19 protein-coding genes are annotated in these 20286 nt (G+C 55.2%); 11 read left to right on the forward strand and 8 right to left on the reverse strand.

Features of this window, described 5'->3' with window-relative positions; translation table 11 throughout:
• Positions 1–270 precede the first annotated feature (270 nt).
• On the reverse strand, positions 271–819 hold the full coding sequence (locus L1I42_RS15925; protein ID WP_236115733.1) for a hypothetical protein: 549 nt from the start codon (positions 817–819) through the stop codon (positions 271–273).
• Positions 820–933: 114 nt separating this feature from the next.
• Between L1I42_RS15925 and ppa the strand changes: the two genes are divergently transcribed.
• Positions 934–1467, forward strand: coding sequence for an inorganic diphosphatase (gene ppa / locus L1I42_RS15930; RefSeq protein ID WP_236115734.1), 534 nt, complete (start codon positions 934–936; stop codon positions 1465–1467).
• A gap of 510 nt (positions 1468–1977) precedes the next feature.
• On the opposite strand, the gene L1I42_RS15935 is transcribed toward ppa, so the two are convergent.
• The gene (locus L1I42_RS15935; protein ID WP_236115735.1) at positions 1978–3330 is read right to left on the reverse strand and encodes an MFS transporter; all 1353 of its coding nucleotides are present in this window, start codon (positions 3328–3330) and stop codon (positions 1978–1980) included.
• Between the two features lie 2 nt (positions 3331–3332).
• Positions 3333–8087: an NAD-glutamate dehydrogenase gene (locus tag L1I42_RS15940; protein ID WP_236115736.1), complete on the reverse strand. Its 4755-nt coding sequence runs from the start codon at positions 8085–8087 to the stop codon at positions 3333–3335.
• A 222-nt stretch (positions 8088–8309) separates the two neighbouring features.
• Between L1I42_RS15940 and leuC the strand changes: the two genes are divergently transcribed.
• On the forward strand, positions 8310–9713 hold the full coding sequence (gene leuC / locus L1I42_RS15945) for a 3-isopropylmalate dehydratase large subunit (protein WP_236115737.1): 1404 nt from the start codon (positions 8310–8312) through the stop codon (positions 9711–9713).
• 116 nt (positions 9714–9829) lie between these two features.
• Here the strand turns inward: leuC and L1I42_RS15950 are convergent, their stop codons facing one another.
• From L1I42_RS15950 to deoD, 4 genes are all read right to left on the reverse strand, one after another.
• On the reverse strand, positions 9830–10612 hold the full coding sequence (locus L1I42_RS15950) for a COG3904 family protein (RefSeq protein ID WP_236115738.1): 783 nt from the start codon (positions 10610–10612) through the stop codon (positions 9830–9832).
• Between the two features lie 3 nt (positions 10613–10615).
• Positions 10616–11980, reverse strand: a complete 1365-nt coding sequence (locus L1I42_RS15955; protein WP_236115739.1) for a hypothetical protein — start codon at positions 11978–11980, stop codon at positions 10616–10618.
• Positions 11981–12067: 87 nt separating this feature from the next.
• Positions 12068–12697, reverse strand: a complete 630-nt coding sequence (locus tag L1I42_RS15960; RefSeq protein ID WP_236115740.1) for a DUF998 domain-containing protein — start codon at positions 12695–12697, stop codon at positions 12068–12070.
• 74 nt (positions 12698–12771) lie between these two features.
• A complete protein-coding gene (gene deoD, locus L1I42_RS15965; RefSeq protein WP_236115741.1) occupies positions 12772–13482 on the reverse strand; it encodes a purine-nucleoside phosphorylase in 711 nt (236 codons plus the stop codon).
• A 164-nt stretch (positions 13483–13646) separates the two neighbouring features.
• Between deoD and leuD the strand changes: the two genes are divergently transcribed.
• The 7 genes from leuD to L1I42_RS16000 all read left to right on the forward strand — a co-directional run bounded on the left by leuD (position 13647) and on the right by L1I42_RS16000 (position 18730).
• On the forward strand, positions 13647–14255 hold the full coding sequence (leuD, locus tag L1I42_RS15970) for a 3-isopropylmalate dehydratase small subunit (RefSeq protein ID WP_236115742.1): 609 nt from the start codon (positions 13647–13649) through the stop codon (positions 14253–14255).
• 3 nt (positions 14256–14258) lie between these two features.
• Complete coding sequence (locus tag L1I42_RS15975; RefSeq protein ID WP_236115743.1) at positions 14259–14654, forward strand: RidA family protein; 396 nt, start codon at positions 14259–14261, stop codon at positions 14652–14654.
• A 56-nt stretch (positions 14655–14710) separates the two neighbouring features.
• Entirely contained in the window at positions 14711–15121 is a 411-nt protein-coding gene (locus L1I42_RS15980; RefSeq protein ID WP_236115744.1) for a hypothetical protein, read from the forward strand.
• Positions 15122–15199: 78 nt separating this feature from the next.
• Positions 15200–15631, forward strand: a complete 432-nt coding sequence (locus tag L1I42_RS15985; protein WP_236115745.1) for a hypothetical protein — start codon at positions 15200–15202, stop codon at positions 15629–15631.
• Positions 15632–15735: 104 nt separating this feature from the next.
• The gene (gene leuB / locus L1I42_RS15990; RefSeq protein WP_236115746.1) at positions 15736–16830 is read left to right on the forward strand and encodes a 3-isopropylmalate dehydrogenase; all 1095 of its coding nucleotides are present in this window, start codon (positions 15736–15738) and stop codon (positions 16828–16830) included.
• A gap of 346 nt (positions 16831–17176) precedes the next feature.
• Positions 17177–18208, forward strand: coding sequence for an aspartate-semialdehyde dehydrogenase (locus L1I42_RS15995; RefSeq protein WP_236115747.1), 1032 nt, complete (start codon positions 17177–17179; stop codon positions 18206–18208).
• A gap of 78 nt (positions 18209–18286) precedes the next feature.
• On the forward strand, positions 18287–18730 hold the full coding sequence (locus L1I42_RS16000; RefSeq protein WP_236115748.1) for a GNAT family N-acetyltransferase: 444 nt from the start codon (positions 18287–18289) through the stop codon (positions 18728–18730).
• Here L1I42_RS16000 and L1I42_RS16005 read toward each other — a convergent pair.
• Positions 18727–19371, reverse strand: coding sequence for a carbonic anhydrase (locus tag L1I42_RS16005; RefSeq protein WP_236115749.1), 645 nt, complete (start codon positions 19369–19371; stop codon positions 18727–18729). The genes L1I42_RS16000 and L1I42_RS16005 overlap by 4 nt on opposite strands.
• Positions 19372–19517: 146 nt before the next feature.
• Between L1I42_RS16005 and L1I42_RS16010 the strand changes: the two genes are divergently transcribed.
• Together L1I42_RS16010 and sdhC are read left to right on the forward strand one after the other, a co-directional pair.
• Complete coding sequence (locus L1I42_RS16010) at positions 19518–19727, forward strand: DUF1737 domain-containing protein (RefSeq protein WP_236115750.1); 210 nt, start codon at positions 19518–19520, stop codon at positions 19725–19727.
• A gap of 173 nt (positions 19728–19900) precedes the next feature.
• The gene (sdhC, locus tag L1I42_RS16015; protein WP_236115751.1) at positions 19901–20275 is read left to right on the forward strand and encodes a succinate dehydrogenase, cytochrome b556 subunit; all 375 of its coding nucleotides are present in this window, start codon (positions 19901–19903) and stop codon (positions 20273–20275) included.
• The last annotated feature ends 11 nt before the right edge of the window (positions 20276–20286 follow it).

Genomic DNA, 20286 nt, shown 5'->3' on the forward strand with positions numbered 1-20286 from the left:
GCGCCGCCGTCGCTCACTGCGTTCGCTACCCCGGCACCCCCGCCAATGGGTGTCACGCTTTAATATTATGCAGGGTATCGCCACACCCCCTCACGTCATTACCGGACTTGATCCGGTAATCCATGTAGCGGTGCCGGTTAGGCGAATACACTTATGGTGAGTACCTTTGCCGATGCTGCTTGGACCCCTGATCAAGTCCGGGGTGACGGTGGTTCGTATAAATGCATCGAATAGCCGTGAGACAAATCAAACCATCAACCGCGCGCGAAACTATCCCCCATATTCAACCGGCTCGTTCGCGCAATCAAAGTCGAATGCCATTGCATCGGCAAGATCGCGGGCAATCTGGTTGGCGTTTTTGTATTTGCGGGCATCGACGCGGGCGATTTGGCAGGTATTGCCTTGATCAATCTTGGTCACCACAAGGGTTTGTCCTTCGGGGCCGCCCTCATTGTCGGTGTAGTAGCGCAGGATAGTGGCATAGGGCCGCCAATCGCCGGTGCGGTTGGTGAGACGCCACTCAATCTTTTGGCCAATCGTATTGAAGGGGCCAAGGGTTTGATAGGCGGCTTTTTCGTCCGCTGCATTGAGGCCGTAGCTCACGAAGAAACGCAAATCACCTTCGGCAATCATCACCGGCACACCGCGCCAGCCCGGGCAGGCAAAGGTGGCGCCAAAGTCATCGGCGTTGATGATGGTGCATTGGGTTAAGTCGGTGTCGGTATAGGCCACATCAATATCTGCTGCCAGCGCGGTTGTGCCCACCCCGATCATCAAAAGGCCCGACAAGGCCAGTCGTTTAAAAGCGTTTTGTGCCATTATCTCCTCCAAAATCAATCCAAAGCGCCGCTGAAAACTGATTATGGCTTGCAATCGCGGCGAGGGCTAGGCATTAGTGCTGGCAATTGTTCAATATGACCGATGGAGACCATAATGGATTTGAACGCAATTGGCGCCGGCAAAAACCCACCGGAAGAAATCAATGTGGTGATCGAAGTGCCGGTGGGCGGCGAGCCAATCAAATACGAATTTGACAAAGACAGCGGTGCGATCTTTGTGGACCGCTTTTTACACACCCCGATGCGTTATCCGGGCAATTATGGTTTTGTGCCCAACACGCTTTGCGGTGATGGCGACCCACTGGATGTGGTGGTGATGAATTCCCGCCCGATCATGCCCGGCGCGGTAATCAAATGCCGTCCGATTGGTGTGTTGATCATGGAAGATGATGGCGGCATGGACGAGAAATTGTTGGCCTTGCCGATTTCAAAGCTCACCAAATCTTATGAGAACATCAAAGATGTGACCGATCTGCCTGAGATTGAAGTGAGCAAGGTGGAGCACTTCTTCAAGCACTATAAGGATCTGGAACCCGGCAAATGGGCCAAGATCGAAGGCATCAAGGGCGTTGATGAAGCCCGCAAAGTGATCATGGATGCGGTAGCGCTGGCGCAAAAAGAAGGCTAACGCTTTTTCCTGGCGTTTAAGTTGTTGAGGCGGGCGTTGAGCCCGCCTTTTTTTGTGGCATTTTTTACGCGCCGCCGTCGCTCACTGCGCTCGCTACCCCGGCACCCCCGGCATTTATTGCGCGCCGCCATCGCTCACTACGTTCGCTACCCCGGCACCCCCGCCTCTTTTTTGCGCCGCCGTCGCTCACTACGTTCGCTACCCCGGCACCCCCGCCTATGGGTGCCCCGATTTGTTACTGTGCCAAGCTTCACCCCCCCCCTCACGTCATTACCGGACTTGATCCGGTAATCCATGTAGCGGTTATGTTGGACACGGCAGTTCGAATCTTGCGCCAACGCTGTTTGGACCTTGGATCAGGTCCGGGGTGATGTCGGTGGGTGGGGCGATGGCAGCGACAAGATCTGTAAGGAAAAAGAGTGGACGAGCGCAGCGAGGACCCCGGCCAACTTTTTGGCCGCGCCGTCGCAGGCCGATGCGCAGCATCGATTAGCCGCGAGACAAAACAAATTATTTCTTCGTCACAAACAACAATCCGACCGCCCCCAGCACAAACAGCGCGATGATTGGGGTGATGCCGATTTGTTGGGATTGGCTCCAGCTGGTGACCACGGCGATGCTTAAAGGGGCGATGAAGCTGGTGGCGCGGCCGGTGAGGGCGAACAGGCCGAAGGCTTCACCCACTTCGCTTTGGGGCACTTGCCGCACCAACAACGTGCGGGAGGCGGCTTGCAACGCCCCGCCCGCGCCGCCAATGATGGCGCCGGCAATATAAAAAATGATTAGCGGGATGTTGCTGTCTGGCTCAAGCTGAATGGTGAAAAGCGCATATTGCTGGGTGGTGGAGACGACGATCACACAGGCCAGAATCAGCAGATAGCAGCACGTTGAAACCACCGCTTTGGGGCCAAAATTCTTGTCGGCAAAGGCACCGATGGTGGCGCCAATGGCGCCGGACAGGGCGGCGATGATGCCGAACACGCCGATCTGAATAGTGCTTAGACCCAGCATGCCGACAGCGTAGATGCCGCCAAAAGCATAGAGACCATTGAGGCCATCGCGGTAAAACATGGAGGCGAGCAAATAGGCAAAATAGCTTTTGCGTTGCGGCAGGTTTTTGAGGGTGGTGCCCAGCTTGCGCAACCCCTTTTGGATCGCGTTTTTGGTGCGCTCGATTTTCGGCGCGTCGGGCGTGAACAGGAAAAGCGGGATAATGAAGATCAGATACCAGATGGCGGTGAGCAGGCCGGAGGCGCGGTCCCCTTCGTGCAGCATCGGATCAAGGCCGAAAATCGGGCTGAGGCCGACCAAGGTGGTGCCGGTTTCCGGCGAGGCGGCCATAAAAGCCAGAATGATGAGCAGCGTGAGGATGCCGCCGACATAGCCCAAAGCCCAGCCAAAGCCGGAGAGAAGGCCCAAGTCCTCATCCTTAATCAGGTTGGGCATCATGGCGTTGTTGAAAATGGTGGCAAATTCAAAGCCGATAATGGCGAGAAACACGCCGACCACGGCAAACAGGACGCCATTTTCCGTGCCCGGGGCGGCGAAAAACATCAAGCTGGCGCCGATGATGGCAAAGATTGAAAAGAACGCGATATAGGGTTTGCGCGGCCCGGTGGTGTCGGACATGGCGCCCAAAACGGGGGCCAGAATCGCGATCACGAAACCACCCAGGCCGATGGCATAGCCCCACATGGCCTGGCCATCCACGGCATTGGGGCTGAGATGGGCGGCAAAATAGGGCGCGAAGATAAAGGTGAGGATCAGCGTGTGAAAGGGCTGCGCCGCAAAGTCGAACAACATCCAGGAGAATTGCCCGACACGTGTGGGTGTCGGGCGGGGTTGCGACGCAAATTCGCTCATTTTTAGCCTTTCGCCAAATCAGACAGCAACCCTGCTGCCACCGAGAGCTTGGAGACACCCAGTGTGGTGTCGGTGATGTTTTCCACCATTTCGCGGGTACGGCTGATGTCGGCTGAGCGGGCATTGTTCCAGTCCGCAAAGGCTTTTTCGACATCATTGGCGTCAAAGGCCAGCACGTCCAATGTGATGTCGCGCTGGGCGCGGATCATATTGGCCATGGCCCGGTCAAGCGCCATGCGATCGTAATAATCATGCACTTCCACGGTGTTGACCTGCTCGGTGATGCGACCCAATTTGAAGTTCTCCAAAATGGTGAAATAGGCCTTTGCCGCATTTTCCACGCTGGTGTTGGCACGTTCTGCCACCAACACAATTTCGGTGGACAGGGTGAGCGCAGATAGTTGCGCCACCCGTTTGGCCAGCGATTGCGGTGCGCCGCCGTTCACGAAAGTCTCGGTCTGGCGTTCAACGCTTTGCTGAATGAATTCGGGCAGCAACTCGTCCAGCATGGCGCGGATTTTGTCGATGCCGGTGCTATATAGTTCCACCACTTTGGAAATGCCGTCATCCAGATTGACGTTGCGGATAAACCAGGCGCTTTGCTGCAACAGCAAGGTGCGCAATTCATCGTAAAGCGCCAATTGAGTCTGCCCCGACATTTTGTTGTCCAACTCGTCAATGGCCGCGTTCATGTCGGTGAGGCCAAAGCTGTCGCGCGCGGTGGCATAGGCGGCGGCCACTTGCGCCGGATCTGCCCCGGTCGCCGACGCAATGCGGTGCACAAAGTCTGGCCCGCCGCGGTTGATCATGGCGTTGGAAAGTACGGTAGCGATCACTTCACGCCGCAGGCGGTGATTGGTGATGGTATCCGGATAAGTGGCGGTGAGCTGCTCGGGGAAATAGCGGAACAGTTCCTTGCCCAGATAGGGATCATCGGGCACATCAGATTCCAGCAATTTGGCGTAGAGCGTATTTTTGGCATAGGCCAAAATCACGGCCAGTTCCGGGCGCGTCATGCCGCGATTGTGGGTTTCGCGTTCCATCAAATCGACATGTTTGGGCAGATATTCCACCTTGCGGTTCAACTCGCCTGCCGCTTCCAGCGATTTGATGAAATCGGCATGATAGGGCAAGTCAGCCACATTGCGCCGCTCGGCCAGCGAGATGGCGAGGGTTTGCAAATAGTTGTTGCGCAAGCACAGTTCGGCCACCTCGTCGGTCATCTCCGCAAGGAAGCTGTTGCGCTGGGGCATGTCTATCACGCCGTCACGCACCAGGCTGCCCAAGGCGATTTTGATGTTCACCTCCAAGTCAGACGAGTTCACGCCGGCGGAATTGTCGATGGCGTCGGTGTTGATGCGGCCGCCATGTTGGGCATATTCCACGCGGGCCAGCTGGGTGATGCCTAGATTGGCGCCTTCGCCGATCACTTTGGCGCCCACTTCACTGCCCGTGATGCGGATGGCGTCGTTGGCGCGGTCGCCCGCATCAGCATTGCTCTCGGTGCTGGCACGCACATAGGTGCCGATGCCGCCAAACCATAACAGGTCGGCTTTGGCTTTCAAAATGGCCTGCATCAGATCGTTGGGGCTGAGTTGATCCTCTTCAATGCCCAATGCGGCTTTTGCTTCGGCAGAGAGGGTGATGGATTTGGACGACCGCGGATAAATGCCGCCGCCGGTGGAGAGTTTGGACTGATCATAATCCTGCCAGGAGGAGCGGCCCATCTCAAACAGGCGTTTGCGCTCTGCAAAGGAAGTTGCCGGGTCCGGATCGGGATCGATAAAGATATCGCGGTGGTCAAAGGCAGCGATCAGCTTGGTCTGGTTCGACAAGAGCATGCCGTTGCCAAACACATCGCCGGACATGTCGCCCACGCCCACGGCCGTGAAGGGCACGGTTTGAATGTCATGGTCCATTTCACGGAAGTGGCGTTTCACTGCTTCCCAGCCGCCACGGGCGGTGATGCCCATCTTTTTGTGGTCATAGCCGACCGATCCGCCAGAAGCAAAGGCGTCACCCAGCCAGAAATTGCGCTCATCGGAAATGGCATTGGCGGTATCTGAGAAGGTCGCGGTGCCTTTATCGGCTGCGACCACCAGATAGGGATCGTCGCCATCCAGCCGGTTGACATTTTCGGGCGGGATCACCTCGTCCACGTCCAGATTGTCGGTTATGTCGAGCAGGGAGCCGATGAAGATTTTATAGCTGGCGATGCCCTCGGCCATAAATTCTTCCCGTGTGGGGTTGGTTGGCATCTGTTTGGGCACAAAGCCACCCTTGGCCCCCACCGGCACGATCACCGCATTTTTGACCATTTGGGCCTTCACCAGCCCAAGCACCTCGGTGCGGAAATCCTCCGGCCGGTCTGACCAGCGCAAGCCGCCGCGCGCGATCATGCCGCCGCGCAGATGCACGCCTTCCACCCGTGGGCTGTAGACAAAAATTTCCCGGAAAGGCCGCGGTTCGGGCAACCCAGCGACCTTTGAGGCATCAAATTTGATGGCAAGGGCCGGGCGTCGCTGCCCGTTGGGGCGTTGGTAGAAATTGGTGCGCAGGCTGGAATCTACCAAATTCACAAAACGGCGGAAGATGGTGTCGTCATCCAGACTGGTGATGTTGTCCAGCGTTTCGCGGATGGTCTCTCTCGCTTGCTGTTCCACCACTTGGGCGTCGCCATTGGAATTGGGATCGTGGCGGGCGTAGAACAGGTCGACAATCGCTTTCGCCGTCAGTGGATGTTTGGCCAGCGTGGTCCACATGTAACGTTGGGAATAGGTGATGTCGGCCTGTTTCAAATAGCGTGACAGGGCGCGGATGATGGCGATGTTGTCCCAGGGCATGGCCGCAAACAGCGCCAGCTGGTTATAGCCATCATTTTCGGCGGCCTGATACCAAACCGCTTTAATGGCCTCTTCGATCGTGTCGGCAATTTCGGTGAGATCGCCGTCAAAATCGGCCACCTTGAGGGTCATATCGTGCAGCACGCGCTCGGCCTCATCTTCGGGTGAGACGGTATAAGTGCGTTCATTGACAACGGTAAAACCGAAATTCTCCAGCAGCGGCACGCGGGCGCTGAGCGGGATGGCGGTGGAGCGATGGTAAAGTTTGAGCGAATAGGCGTTTTCACGGCGGGCATGTTTATCCAGCCTCACCTCGATGATTTCGTCATTATCCAGCCGCTCAAAATGCTCGATATCCACCAACGCTTCCGCATGGGGATATTTCTCCTGATAGGCATTGGTAAAGGCGTTCACATAGGGCGCGATGGTGCGCGGGTCATCCACCAGGGAGGCCAGCCAATCGCCGTAAGAACGGGTCAAATTGGTGATATGTTCTTCCAGCTCTTCCCGATCTGGCTCAGGGGTTTTGCCGCCATTGCGGCCCAGAATGAAATGCACGGATGCCAATTCGCCTTCAGGAAAGTTCGGATAAAAGGCAGACACGCGGGCATCATATTTTTCCGCCAGATATTCGCCCACCTGTTTGCGGATATGAGAGTTATATTTGTCCCGCGCCATGAACAGGAGGACCGAGACAAAATTGTCGAACGGATCGATGCGGGGCAAAACGCGCACGCGGGGCCGGTCGGCCAGTTCGGCTATGGTGGTGGCAAACTCATAGAGCAGCTTTTCATCGATCTGAAACAGCTCTTCGCGCGGGTAATTATCCAGCGCATTCATCAGCGCCTTGCCGGAGTGGGAGTTTGGGGAATGGCCAGAGCGTTGCATCACTTGCATCACCTTGCGGCGCAACAGGGGCACCGAGGTGTGCGGGGTGGCCAGCGACATGGAGGTGAACAGGCCCACAATGCGCAATTCGCCGCATAGATCGCCATTTTCGTCAAACAGCTTCACCCCGACATAATCCATATGGACGCGGCGGTGCACCACCGATTTGATGTTGGCTTTGGTCACCATCAGCGGGTCAGCCTTTTGCAAAAAGGCCACATGCTGATCGGTCATTTCCACATAATCGGGCCCGTGGCGCAGGAAAAACAGGTCCGGATCCTGCAAGATGCCCAATCCACTATCGCGCAAAGGTTCGAGATAGGGGGCGCCATCCTTATTTTTGAGCCGATATTCGCGCATGCCCAAAAAGGTAAAATTATGATCGGCCAACCACCCAAGAAAGCTCATGCTTTCGGCCAGTACAGCATCGTCAATTTTCGGCGGATTGTCGCGATAATGGCGCACGGTCTTGCCCAGTTTTTCCAGCATCGGACGCCAGCCATTGACGGCATGGCGCACCTGGGTCAGGGCATTGTCTAGCTCCTCCACCAGCACTTCCTGATTATTCGCGCTTAGGCCCGGACGATAATGAACATGCAAGAGGCTTTCTTTTTGCACGCCGTCCTCAAATTTGGCCAAAACCTCGACCCCATGCTCGGTCTTTTTGACCGGCAGGATGGGGTGGGCAAACAGGATGATGTCGGCCCCGGAGGCGCGGATGGCGGCCAACCCGCTATCCACGATAAAGGGCATGTCCTCGTTAAAGGCATCAACAATATGGTCCTTGTGCGCATCTTTGGGCGCCCAATTGGAGATATGGTGGCCGTTGGCATGGCGCTGGCCCAGATGGTCATAAGCGCGGATGCCGGCATCGAGCAGTTCCGACAGATCTTTGTTTTTGAGATCGCCATCGTCAATCGAGTTCACCAGATGGCTCAAAAAGTTCAAAAAGCTCTGGTCGGTGAGTTTTCGAGAGTGTGCAAGTTCGATGAGCTGAGACTTGTAAGCGCTCGTGGCCTGCGCCATTTGGGATCCCCTTTATGATTTTTAATTATGTCGAGTTTAAACAGGGTTAGACGACAATGTCAGTAGTCTTTTTGCGATCTCTTGTGCATAGTGATTACAAGTTGCACCGCCCGCTGGGCCGCTTCAGGTGGACGATTATCGCCTGATCGTGACTTGACCGCGCTTTGCGCTGGTTTTAGAACCGTTTTAATCAAGCAATCATTGAACGAAAGACCGTTTAAAATGGGCAATCCACGTACACTTTATGACAAGATTTGGGACGATCACCTGGTGGCCAATAATGAAGATGGCACTAGCCTTCTTTATATTGATCGTCACCTCGTGCATGAGGTGACGAGCCCGCAGGCTTTTGAAGGGCTACGCATGGCCGACCGCAAAGTGCGGGCGCCGCAGCGCACCTTGGCCGTGGTGGACCACAATGTGCCGACCACCGACCGGTCGCAGGGCATTGATGATCCGGACAGCAAAATCCAGGTGGATACGCTGGCGAAAAATGCGGCCGACTTCGGTGTTGAATATTTCAACGAGCTGGATAAGCGCCAGGGCGTTGTGCACATTGTGGGGCCAGAGCAGGGCTTCACCCTGCCGGGCATGACCATCGTTTGCGGCGACAGCCACACTTCCACCCATGGGGCCTTCGGCGCGCTGGCGCACGGTATTGGCACCTCGGAAGTGGAGCACGTGCTGGCCACCCAAACATTGATCCAATCCAAAGCCAAAAATATGCGCGTGACCGTCAATGGCAAATTGCCAAAAGGCGTCACCGCGAAAGATATCGTTTTGGCGATTATTGGTGAAATTGGCACCGCGGGTGGCACCGGACATGTGATTGAATATGCCGGTGAGGCGATTGAGGCACTTTCCATGGAAGGCCGGATGACCGTTTGTAACATGTCGATCGAAGCCGGCGCCCGTGCTGGCTTGATCGCGCCGGATGAAAAGACCTTCGAGTATATCGAAGGTCGTCCGCGCGCCCCGAAAGGCGAAGCCTTTGAAATGGCCAAAGCCTATTGGAAGACATTGCACACAGATGAAGGCGCCAAGTTCGACAAGGAAATCACCCTTGATGCGTCTGATTTGCCGCCGATCGTCACCTGGGGCTCAAGCCCTGAAGATGTGGTTTCCATCAATGGCGAAGTGCCGAACCCGGACGATATCGAAAATCAGAATAAGCGGGAGTCAAAATGGCGTGCGCTGGATTATATGGGCCTGAAGCCGGGCACTAAGATCACCGACATTACCATTGATCGCGTTTTTATCGGCTCGTGCACCAATGGCCGGATCGAAGATTTCCGCGCTGCTGCTGAAGTGCTGAAGGGCAAAAAAGTGGCCGAGGGCGTGAATGTGATGATCGTGCCGGGTTCTGGTTTGGTGAAAGCGCAGGCGGAAGAAGAGGGCCTCGACAAAATCTTTATCGAAGCGGGCTGCGAATGGCGCGAGCCGGGCTGCTCCATGTGTCTGGCAATGAATGCCGACAAGCTGAAGCCGGGCGAGCGCTGTGCCTCGACTTCGAACCGCAACTTTGAAGGACGTCAGGGCTTTAAGGGCCGCACGCACCTTGTGTCACCCGCCATGGCGGCCGCTGCGGCGGTGGCAGGTCGGTTCGTGGATGTGCGCGAGCTTTAAGCGCTGTCTCACCTTCATCCCTCCCCATTTGGGGGAGGGATCAGCTGCAAATTTGGTCCCCGCCATCTCACTCGTTTTGTCAAAATGACTGAACACCCTGCCGTGGCGCGGGGATGTTACTCGCTGATCAACGTCGCCAATTTATAGGCTTTGGCCTCTTCAGGCGTGAAGTAATATAGCCGTTGCGGCGGCGTTTCGAGGGCGTGCACCCATAGGGCACCATCCACGCCCATATCGGTCAGATGTTTGGTGATTTGTGCCGTGATGGATTGTGCGTCGGACATGGCTTGTGCTGTGTTGCGGGCGGCATTGGGGTCATTTGCGGGCAAATAAATCTGATGCACGCCGATATTGGCCTGTTGATGCAGATCGCGTTTTACGCCCGCTGCAAAAATGAGTGGACAGGAGGAGGCGCAATAACCTCCGGCCGGCACCCGCATATTTAACTCCAACGCGCGGATCAACTTCGCCAGCGCCAAGGCATCGTCGACCGATCCACCGGGCGAGTTGATTTCCACCCATTCCACATATTCGGCCATACGTTCGAGCTCTGGTTCGAGTCGGGCAAAGGCACCGACATCAATGGCCCCTTGCAGGGTAAGGATGTGACCTGCTTCCAAGGTCGCCTTGAGTGGTTGTTGCAAGGTTTCACGCGGCAGCTGTACCCGCTCTATGGGCGAAAATTTCGGGTCGTTGGGGTTGATCTCGGGTCGGTCCACCGCCGGTAAAACAGGCGTGTCGCCCTTTTGTGGGCTATAAGGCGCAGCGGATTGCTGATTATAGAGCTGGTCGAAATCGAGCCACAGGATCACCCCGCTGGCAAAAAGCAGCACAAAAAACACCGCCCGCATCAAGCGGCCATCGTCCAGCCAGAACCTTGTTTTGGTTTCCGTGCTCATCGCTTACTTTTTGTCTCTGAGGGGCGTGATATTGTCTTCGTGCGTCTCCTCACGCGCCTCCGGGCTGTTGGTGCGGTCCTCTTTTTCTTCGGCTTCGTCCTTTGGCTTTGCCGCTTGGTCATCCGGCAATTTTTCATTGGCGGCATGTTCGATGGCTTTTTGCACCTGCTCGGGCGGCAAATCGGCATTCATGTCGCGGAACAGGGCCACGGCGCGCATCATTTCGGCGGCGGTGATCTTGTCGGCTACATCCAGTGTGCGGGCTTCGCGCCGGGAGGCGGAATGCACCACCGAAAGGATCAGCACCAGCACCATGGGCAGCAAGTCGATGGAAATCGCCCCGGCCCAGGAGGGCAAGAAGTCGCGCGCATAGAGCAACACCGCTTCCGGGGTGGAGAGTGGCACAAAGCGTCGGGCGGGCACGCCGGGTTGGTTGAGAATATCCTGCGCCGCCGCCTGCAAGGCTTTGGATTGAGCGGCCACCGCGTCCATGATCGAGCGCATCACCCGGTCTTGTCGGTTGGCCAGATCCTGGGTGCCGCCGTCGGCAACGGGGGCAATAAAGCCCAAAGACAAATCTTCTGCTGCACGGCTTACCGAGGCGGCGATGGAGGTTTCCTGCAAGGAGGAAATTACGCCGGTCAGTGCCAGGGCTTCGGCAGCGAACTGGTCGGCGCGGGGCTGCACCTCGCCGTCACCAGAGACCAGTGCGCGCATTTTAGCCAAGTGCTGGGAGCCCTGCTCAAACTGGGTGGCCACCGTTTCACGGGAAGCCAGGATCGAGGCGCTCAATTCATCCAATTGTTGCGACATTTGGGTGAGCAATTGCACCACAGAGCCGGAGCCAGAGGTGCCGGTGAGGGCGCCGGACTGGCGTTCATCTTCGGCGAGGCGGGAAAAGCGCACCGAGGCGCGTTGCACATCGGGCAACAGGCTTTGGGCGGCCAAGGCCTTATCGTGAGCCTTGTCGAGATCGGCGACATAATCTTCAAGGGTGACCGCCAAATGTTGCTCCAGTGCGGCAGAGCCAGCGAGGGCCGCAGCGTTGAGCCAGGACGACATGGCAACAATCATCAGGCTGCCCAGCCCCATCACTGCGATTAAGGCGCCGCGCCGGGCGCTGTCGCGCATCAGGGGCAGAAAGCGCATCATATAGGTCCAAAAGGCATAAATGCCGACGGATACAGCAGCGGAATAAACAATCGCGGCGAAAAACACCAGATCGGCGGAACCATCAATCAGGCTGCGCACGCCCAGATAGGTATAAACGCCGCTGGCCAGCGCCAATGTGGCCAGCGCAAACCGCGTCATCAATTCAAGTGACTTCACGCCCTCTTTCAGGCGTGCCGCATTATTCTGATCAAGCATAGATGTGCCTTTGATTTCCCAGTTGACCCATTAAAACGGGAAAAACGCGGCCATAAAAGGGCAAAGCCCGTAAATGTTAAGACGCGGTTAATGGCGTGCAGCGTGCGCTTTGCGCGGCGTGATCAGGGTGATGATATAAAAAACCAGCCAGCCATAGACCAATGTTTCAAACAGGCGTTGGATCAATCCAACCCGCGGGTTGTCGGGCATCATATTGCCCAGCAGCACCAGCAAAATAACCGGCATGATTACACCCAGCGGGGTCAGCAGGCTTTTGCCCAGCCATTTGCGGGCGTGCAGCGACAGGATCGTCAAGCCGACAATGGCGGCGAGATAGGCGAGCAGGGCGCTGTTCATATGAATGATATGGCTTGTGGATGGGGTAGCCGGGCGGCACGCGGCGTCACAGGGGAAAAAGGAAGTGACCATCACCAGCAGCGGATAGAGCGCCAAAATCGCGAGCCCGATGGTGCCGGGCAGGCTCCGCGGTAGACTGGAAAAAATCAACGCCAATGCGCCAAGTAAGATTAGGGCGGCGAAAAAGAAAGATCCAAAATTGACAAGTGTAGGATGGGGCGCATCCACCGCGCCAAGTTCGCTCATAAATTGCGATATATGGCTATAGTCAGGATAATTTGCCCCGGCGATCGCCACAGTGACCATAATCCAGAGATAGCTCAAGATCGTCAGCACTAGCGCCAGCTTAGGCTTGTTCATTTTGTACTCCCGCCCAACATCTTATCCAAACAATGTAGGTCGGGAGGAGGAATTTGCAATGGCTAAGCGGAGGCCTAGAGCGTGGCCGCCAGGTCTAGCGACAGGGTGGCCATCTCTTCCAGCGAGCTCTGCCGAGCATCCGCATCAATCTCATCACCTGTGATCAGGCAATCGGTCATGGTGCAGATGGCGATGGCTTTGCGGTTGAATTTGGCGGCCAAGGTGTAAAGCGCCGCGGCTTCCATTTCCACGGCCAGAATATCGTGATCGAGCAACGGCTGGTAACCTTTGGCCCCCCCTTCAACATAAAACACATCTGAGGAGACAATGCCCCCGGCGTGAAATTTCATTTTACGCTCGTCGGCAAGGTCGGCGGCTTTGCGCAGCAGATCAAAATCGGCATGGGGGGCATAATGGTAGCGGCCAAAGGTGCCTGCATTCATGGCGCTGTCGGTGGAGGCGGCGACGCCCAACACCACATCGCGCACTTTGACCTTTTCGTTCAGCCCGCCGCAGGTGCCGATGCGGATAAAGTTTTTGGCGCCATAAAGATTGATCAGCTCATGCACATAGATGGCGAGGGAAGGTTGGCCCATGCCCGTGGCTTGCACCGAGACTTTTTGGCCTTTGTAGGTGCCGGTATAGCCTAGGCAATTGCGCACGGAATTGACCAGTTTCGCATCGTCCAGAAAGGTTTCAGCCACCCATTTGGCGCGCAAGGGATCGCCGGGCAGCAGCACGGTTTCGGCATAGGCATCTTTGGGGGCATGGTTATGTGGCGTCATGATTTTTCCTATTGGTCAAAATATCTGCGCGTATCTAGCCATTTTTTACGCCCAAATTCAACGATGGCGCGCGCGGGCGACTTGACGCGGTTTTGCCGCTGGTGCATTTGAAGGGTCTGGGCTTTAAAAGTGGTTCAAGCCCTGATGAAAGGATATTGCGACAGATGGATAAGTTCACAACATTGACCGGGGTTGCCGCCCCATTGCCGTTGATCAATATCGATACCGATATGATTATCCCGAAACAATATCTCAAAACCATCAAGCGCACTGGCTTGGGCGTGGCGGCCTTTGCCGAAATGCGCTACGAAGAAGATGGCAAAACCGAAAAGCCGGATTTTGTGCTGAACAAGCCCGCCTATCGCAATGCGTCCATTCTGGTCGCGGGCGACAATTTTGGCTGTGGCTCCAGCCGTGAGCATGCCCCATGGGCGCTGAAAGATTTCGGCATTCGCTGCATCATCTCCACCAGCTTTGCTGACATTTTCTACAATAACTGCTTTAAAAACGGCATTTTGCCGATTGTGGTGACTGAAGAGCAGTTGAAAGAACTGATGGATGACGCGTCACGCGGCTCCAACGCCACATTGACCGTGGACCTGGAAGCGCAAACCATTCAGGGCCCTGATGGCGGCACCGTTGAGTTCGACATTGACCCCTCGCGCAAAAATGCATTGCTGCAAGGTTTGGACGATGTGGGCCTGACCATGGAAAAAGGCGACGCCATTTCTTCGTTCGAAAATAAGGTTTCTGAAGAGCGGCCCTGGATCTAAATTATGGGCATCAAGCGCATCTCCACCGGCTCGCCTTTTGAGAAAAAGGCAGGCTATTCCCGCGCGATTGTGGATGGGGATATGGTCTATGTGGCCGGCACCACCGGCTATGATTATGACAATATGCAGATGCCGGATGATGTGAAAGCGCAGGCCAACAATTGCTTTTTGACCATCGAAAAGGCGTTGAAAGAGGCGGGCGCATCGCTCAAGGATGTGGTGCGCGCGCATTATTATATTACCGATGCCAATGATGCGGAAAAAGTATTCGAGATCACCGGCAAATATTTCGCTGAGGTCCGGCCCGCCGCCACCATGGTGGTGTGTGGATTGATCAAGCCTGAAATGAAGGTGGAAATTGAAGTCACCGCGCGCATTGGGGCAGGCGATCGCGCTTGACCTTTCTCCAAGTGGAAGCGGTTTGATGATCACGCCATAGTTTGGGGTGATCCTTTATGTTTTCCTTTTCAAAAGACGCGATCCTCTTCGGTGTCGCTGTCATGCTGGCCTTTCTGGTCGCATTGCACCTGATTTTTCCGCACTATCCGCTGCAAGTGGCGGCCGGGGCTTTGATGCTGATCGGGCTTGTCTATCCGATACTGCTGCTCAGCCATCAGCATAGTGCGCAGCAGCAGCGTGATGAAGTTCTGGCCGCGCTGGTGACCTATGGGTTGGCTGTGGTTGGGCTATTGGTCTGGCCCTGGGCGGTGCCCATCGGGTTGGGGGTGCATGCGGTTTGGGATTTTATCAAACATAATACAGGTCGCGGGGCGAAAGTGGTGAGCTGGTATCCGCCCATGTGCATTGTGGTGGATCTGTTGGCCGCCGCCTATGTGATTGCGCTGCTGCTCACCGGCTGGATTTAGCCTGCGGCAAAACAGGTACTGGTCACCTGCGTGTCGGTTGGGTACATTTCCATACGTTAGCGTATGGTGGAGAGAATTATGCTTTATATGTTGGCCGGGTTGGCCGATTTGAGTTTGGCCTTGTTGCATGTGCTGGTGATTGTGGTGGGCGGCGACGCCTATATCTTTTTGCGCGCTGGTAAAGTGATGGCCGCGGCGGATGTGGCCGGTGATATCTGGCCTGCGCTTTTGACCCTGGCAATTGCCATAGTATTTCTGATTTGGAGCCTGATTTGTTTTTGGGCGGCGTTCAAGGATCGGTTTGGCAAAATGGTGCGGGTGCTGGTGGGGCTGATCGGGGCGGTTTTTGTGCTGCGTGGATCGGCGCTGTTCTTTCAGTTTTTCGGGCTCACCTTGTTTTCCGACGGTGAAAGCCCGGTCTTTCGCGACTTTGCCTTTTCGTCTCTAGCGTTGGTGATTGGCGTCCTGCATCTTTATGCCGCCTATCGCAATCAGAGGCTGCGGCGTTGATCCATAAGCGCTGAGCAGAACGCATTCTGGCGGCAACGCCTTGCCATTTGCGCCGGAGAGCGCTAGCAAAGCGGCAGTTTCTAATTCAAATTCAGGATGTGACTATGGCACAAAATCATCTTTTGCTGTTGCCCGGCGATGGCATCGGCACGGAAATCATGGCTGAGGTGGAAAAGCTTATTGCGCACCTGAAGGAAAAAGGCCTTGCCGATTTTTCTTATGATACCGGCCTTGTGGGCGGCTCCGCCTATGATGCGCATGGGCAAGCGATTTCCGAAGAGGATATGGACAAGGCGCTCAAGGCCGATGCGGTGATTTTTGGTGCTGTGGGCGGCCCAAAATGGGATGATGTGCCTTATGAGGTGCGCCCTGAAGCTGGCCTTCTGCGTTTGCGCAAAGATTTGGGCTTGTTCGCCAATTTGCGCCCGGCCATTTGTTATAGTGCCCTGGCTGATGCCTCATCTTTGAAAAAAGAGTTGGTGGAAGGCCTCGATATTTTGATCGTGCGTGAGCTGACCGGCGGTGTGTATTTCGGTGAACCGAAAGAGATCATTGATCTGGGTGATGGGCAAAAGCGGGGCATCGACACTCAGGTTTACGACACCTATGAAATTGACCGCATTGCCCGCGTGGCCTTTGATCTGGCCCGCACCCGCGACAAGCGCGTGCATTCTTCTGAAAAACGCAATGTGATGAAATCCGGCGTGTTGTGGCACGAGGTGGTGACCGAGGTGCACAAGGATTATGCCGATGTGCAGCTTGATCATATTCTGGCGGACAATTGCGCCATGCAATTGGTGCGTAACCCCAAGCAATTTGATGTGATTGTCACCGACAATCTGTTCGGCGATATCCTGTCTGACGCGGCGGCGATGTTGACTGGTTCGCTGGGTATGTTGCCTTCAGCTTCTCTGGGCGCGCCAGACGCAAACACTGGCAAGCGCAAGGCGCTTTATGAGCCGGTGCACGGGTCCGCACCGGATATTGCGGGCCAGGGGCTGGCCAACCCGATTGCGATGCTGGCCAGCTTTGCGATGGCGCTGCGCTATTCTTTCGAAATGATCGAGTTGGCCGACAAGCTTGAAGGTGCGATTTCGTCTGTGCTGGAGGAAGGCTTGCGCACCGGCGACATTATGCAGGAAGGCTGCAAAAAGGTCTCGACTGCAGAAATGGGCGACGCAATTATCGCCAAAATATAGTTTCGGTTTCTTTTCGGAACAAATGGCCTCGCGCTGCGTTAATGGCGCGAGGTGAAGGGGCGAAATAATATTTCGGCAAGCTTTGTTGACTAATCTTCGCAATGCGATAAAACAACGGCGCTTGTTTAACTAACTCGGCTAACGCGACAATCATGATGCAGTTAATGCACACAACAATGATGACTGTGAAAACCATGTCTCTTTCAAGAGACGTGGCGCTTGGCGTTGGCAAGATGACCGAGACAAAAACCACCAAAACCCGCTAAGTTTCCCTGAGCGCCCCCGCCAGGGGGACGATCCGGCTAAACGTTACGTCAAGAGCGGGGGTGAGACAGGAAAAATCAAGATGGGTTATAAGGTTGCAGTTGTAGGCGCGACAGGGAATGTCGGCCAGGAAATGTTGGGCATTCTGGCGGAACGCGGTTTCCCCGCTGACGAGGTTTATGCCTTGGCGTCCTCACGCTCCATTGGTCGCGAAGTGTCCTTTGGTGACAAGACGCTGAAATGCAAAGATCTGGAAACATTCGACTTTAACGGCGTTGATTTTTGCCTGATGTCTGCCGGGTCAGACATTTCCAAGAAATGGGCCGAGAAAATCGGCGAGACCGGTTGTATCGTGATCGATAATTCCTCTTTCTGGCGTTATCACCAGGATGTGCCGCTGATCGTGCCGGAAGTGAACCCGCACCATCTTGAAGAATATATGGCGCAAAATGAGCGCATGAACATTATTGCCAACCCGAACTGCTCAACCGCGCAACTGGTGGTGGCCTTGAAGCCTTTGCATGATCACGCGAAAATCAAGCGGATCGTGGTCTCTACCTATCAGTCTGTGTCCGGCTCCGGCAAAGCGGCGATGGACGAGCTTTGGAATCAGACCAAGGGCATTTTTGTCACCGATATGCCAGAGCCTGAGGTCTACCCCAAGCAGATCGCTTTTAACGCCATTCCGCACATCGATGTGTTTATGGAAGATGGCTACACCAAGGAAGAGTGGAAAGTTCTGGCCGAGACCAAAAAGATGCTCGACCCGAAAATCAAAGTAACCTGCACAGCGGTGCGGGTGCCGGTGTTTATCAGCCACGCCGAAGCGGTGAATATCGAATTTGAAAATGAAATCACCCCGGATGAAGCGCGTGACATTTTGCGCGAAGCGCCTGGCATCATGGTGGTGGATAAGCGCGAAGATGGCGGCTATATCACCCAAGTGGAAGCGGCAGGGGAAGACGCCACCTTTATTTCCCGCATCCGCGAAGATGCCACCGTTGAAAACGGGCTGAATATGTGGGTCGTGGCAGATAATCTGCGCAAGGGCGCGGCTTTGAACACGGTGCAGATCGCTGAAGCAATTGTAAATCGCGGACTGTTGAAGAAATAAGCTTAAACCATCTGCAATATTTGTTATGATGTGCACCCGCTGGCCAATGGTCAGCGGGTGTTTGTTTGAGGCGTGGTGATGGTGCAGATTCGCAAAGCCAGTGAAAAAGATTTGCCCCGTCTGGTGGAGATTTTCCGCGTGTCACGGCAGGAGCTTTTGCCCTTTTTGCCCATTCTGCATACGCGTGAACAAGACTTTGCCCACCTTAAAGATTTATGGGGCCGGGGGGAAATATTTGTCGGCATTTTGGCCGACCAAATCGCCGGATTTCTCGTTCAGATCGATCACTGGATCGCGCATTTATACGTGCACCCCACCGCCATTGAGCGCGGCGTGGGCAAAGCGCTTCTGGACCATGCCAAGGGCCGCGCCGTCAAGCTCGAGCTCTGGTGTTTTGAAGACAATATGCGGGCCCGCGCCTTTTATGAGGCGCAGGGCTTTGAATGTGTGCGCAAAACTGATGGTGACAATGAAGAGGGTCTGCCCGACCGGCTCTATCGCTGGCACCGCGCGCGTTATTAGGCCTCGGCGCGGCTGAAATCGCCGGTTTCGCCGTTCATAACCCAAAGTTCAGCCGTAGAGATATCGAACCAGGCGCCATGCAAGTTCACGCTGCCGTCTTTTTCCATTTCGTTGATATATGGAAATTCGCGCAGATTTTGTACTGACCGGCGGATGGAAACCCGCTCCAAGGCATTTTGGCGCTCAGCCGGGGTCATCACCTTGTCGGTGGCTGCGACCTGCTCAGCCACGGGCTTGAGCATGCTCATCCATTTACCGATAAAATCGCCTTCGTCCAGTTTGGCCCCATCAGTGGACAAGGCTGCCTGAATGCCGCCGCAACGGCCATGGCCCATCACCACAATATCTTTGACCCCAAGGCCTTTCACCGCAAACTCAATGGCTGCCGAGGTGGAGTGATGCCCGCCATCGGGTGCATAGGGCGGCACCAGATTGGCCACATTGCGCACCACGAACAATTCGCCGGGACCGGCGGAAAAAATTGTTTCCGGCGCGGCGCGGCTGTCGCAACAGGCGATGATCAGCACGGAGGGCTTTTGGCCCTTTTCCGCCAGCTCTTTATATTTCTCGCGCTCCTTTGTCAGTGCAGAGGAGGTGAATTCCTTATAGCCGTCGATCAGACGTTTTGGAAAGTTTGCCATTATTCTCTTTCATCCCATTTCCCTAGACGCAATCTATTGATTGGGTTGGTCGGGGCAAGGTCAAATTTTTTCAAACAGTATGTTTTGTTCAGTGTAAATGTGATCAAGTGCAAAAATCCAACCGTAAATTAGTCGAAGGAACCAGTATGGATATTTATAGATTTCTGTCTGCGGACGATGATTCAAGTTTCTGCCACAAGGTGACCAAAGCGCTGAGCGAAGGCTGGCAACTTTATGGGGAGCCGAAATATTGCTTCGACCCTGCAGCAGGTAAAATGCGCTGCGGGCAGGCCGTGATCAAACAAGTGACGGACCAGGCTTATGATCCGGACAGGAAATTAACGGATTATGAGTAACTGATGCGGCAAAAGAACGCTTGATTTACGCTTTACCTATAGGTAAGCGTTGGTATCCGACTTAAGGTGGAGATGGTTTTCTTTGACGAAGTGACGGCCAAAGGGTAATCATTGACCACGTTTGAAAATGCCGATGACGCGGCAAGGGCAAATATAAAGGGGCATTAGACGCCATGGCTGAACCCAACCGACCCTTATCTCCACATATTCTCATCTATAAAGAAGAAATCACCATGGTGATGTCGATCATGCATCGGATCACTGGTGTCGGGCTTTATGCTGGCACCGCCCTTGTGGTGTGGTGGTTGGCCGCCGCTGCTATGGGCGATGGGGCTTTTGCCGTGGCTCAGGGCTTTTTCGGCCACTGGTTCGGCAAGCTGATCCTGATCGGTTACACATGGGCCTTATTCCACCACTTGCTGGGGGGCTTGCGCCACTTTGTATGGGACCTTGGCAAAGGCTACGGGCCTGAACGTTACACCATGGCGTGGGCAACCATTGGTGGTTCTGTTGTTCTCACGGGCATTGTCTGGTTGTTTTTGATTTAGCGCTTTGGGGG

The sequence above is a fragment of the Maritalea mediterranea genome, from assembly GCF_021568695.1.
Classification (GTDB): Bacteria; Pseudomonadota; Alphaproteobacteria; order Rhizobiales; family Devosiaceae; genus Maritalea; species Maritalea mediterranea.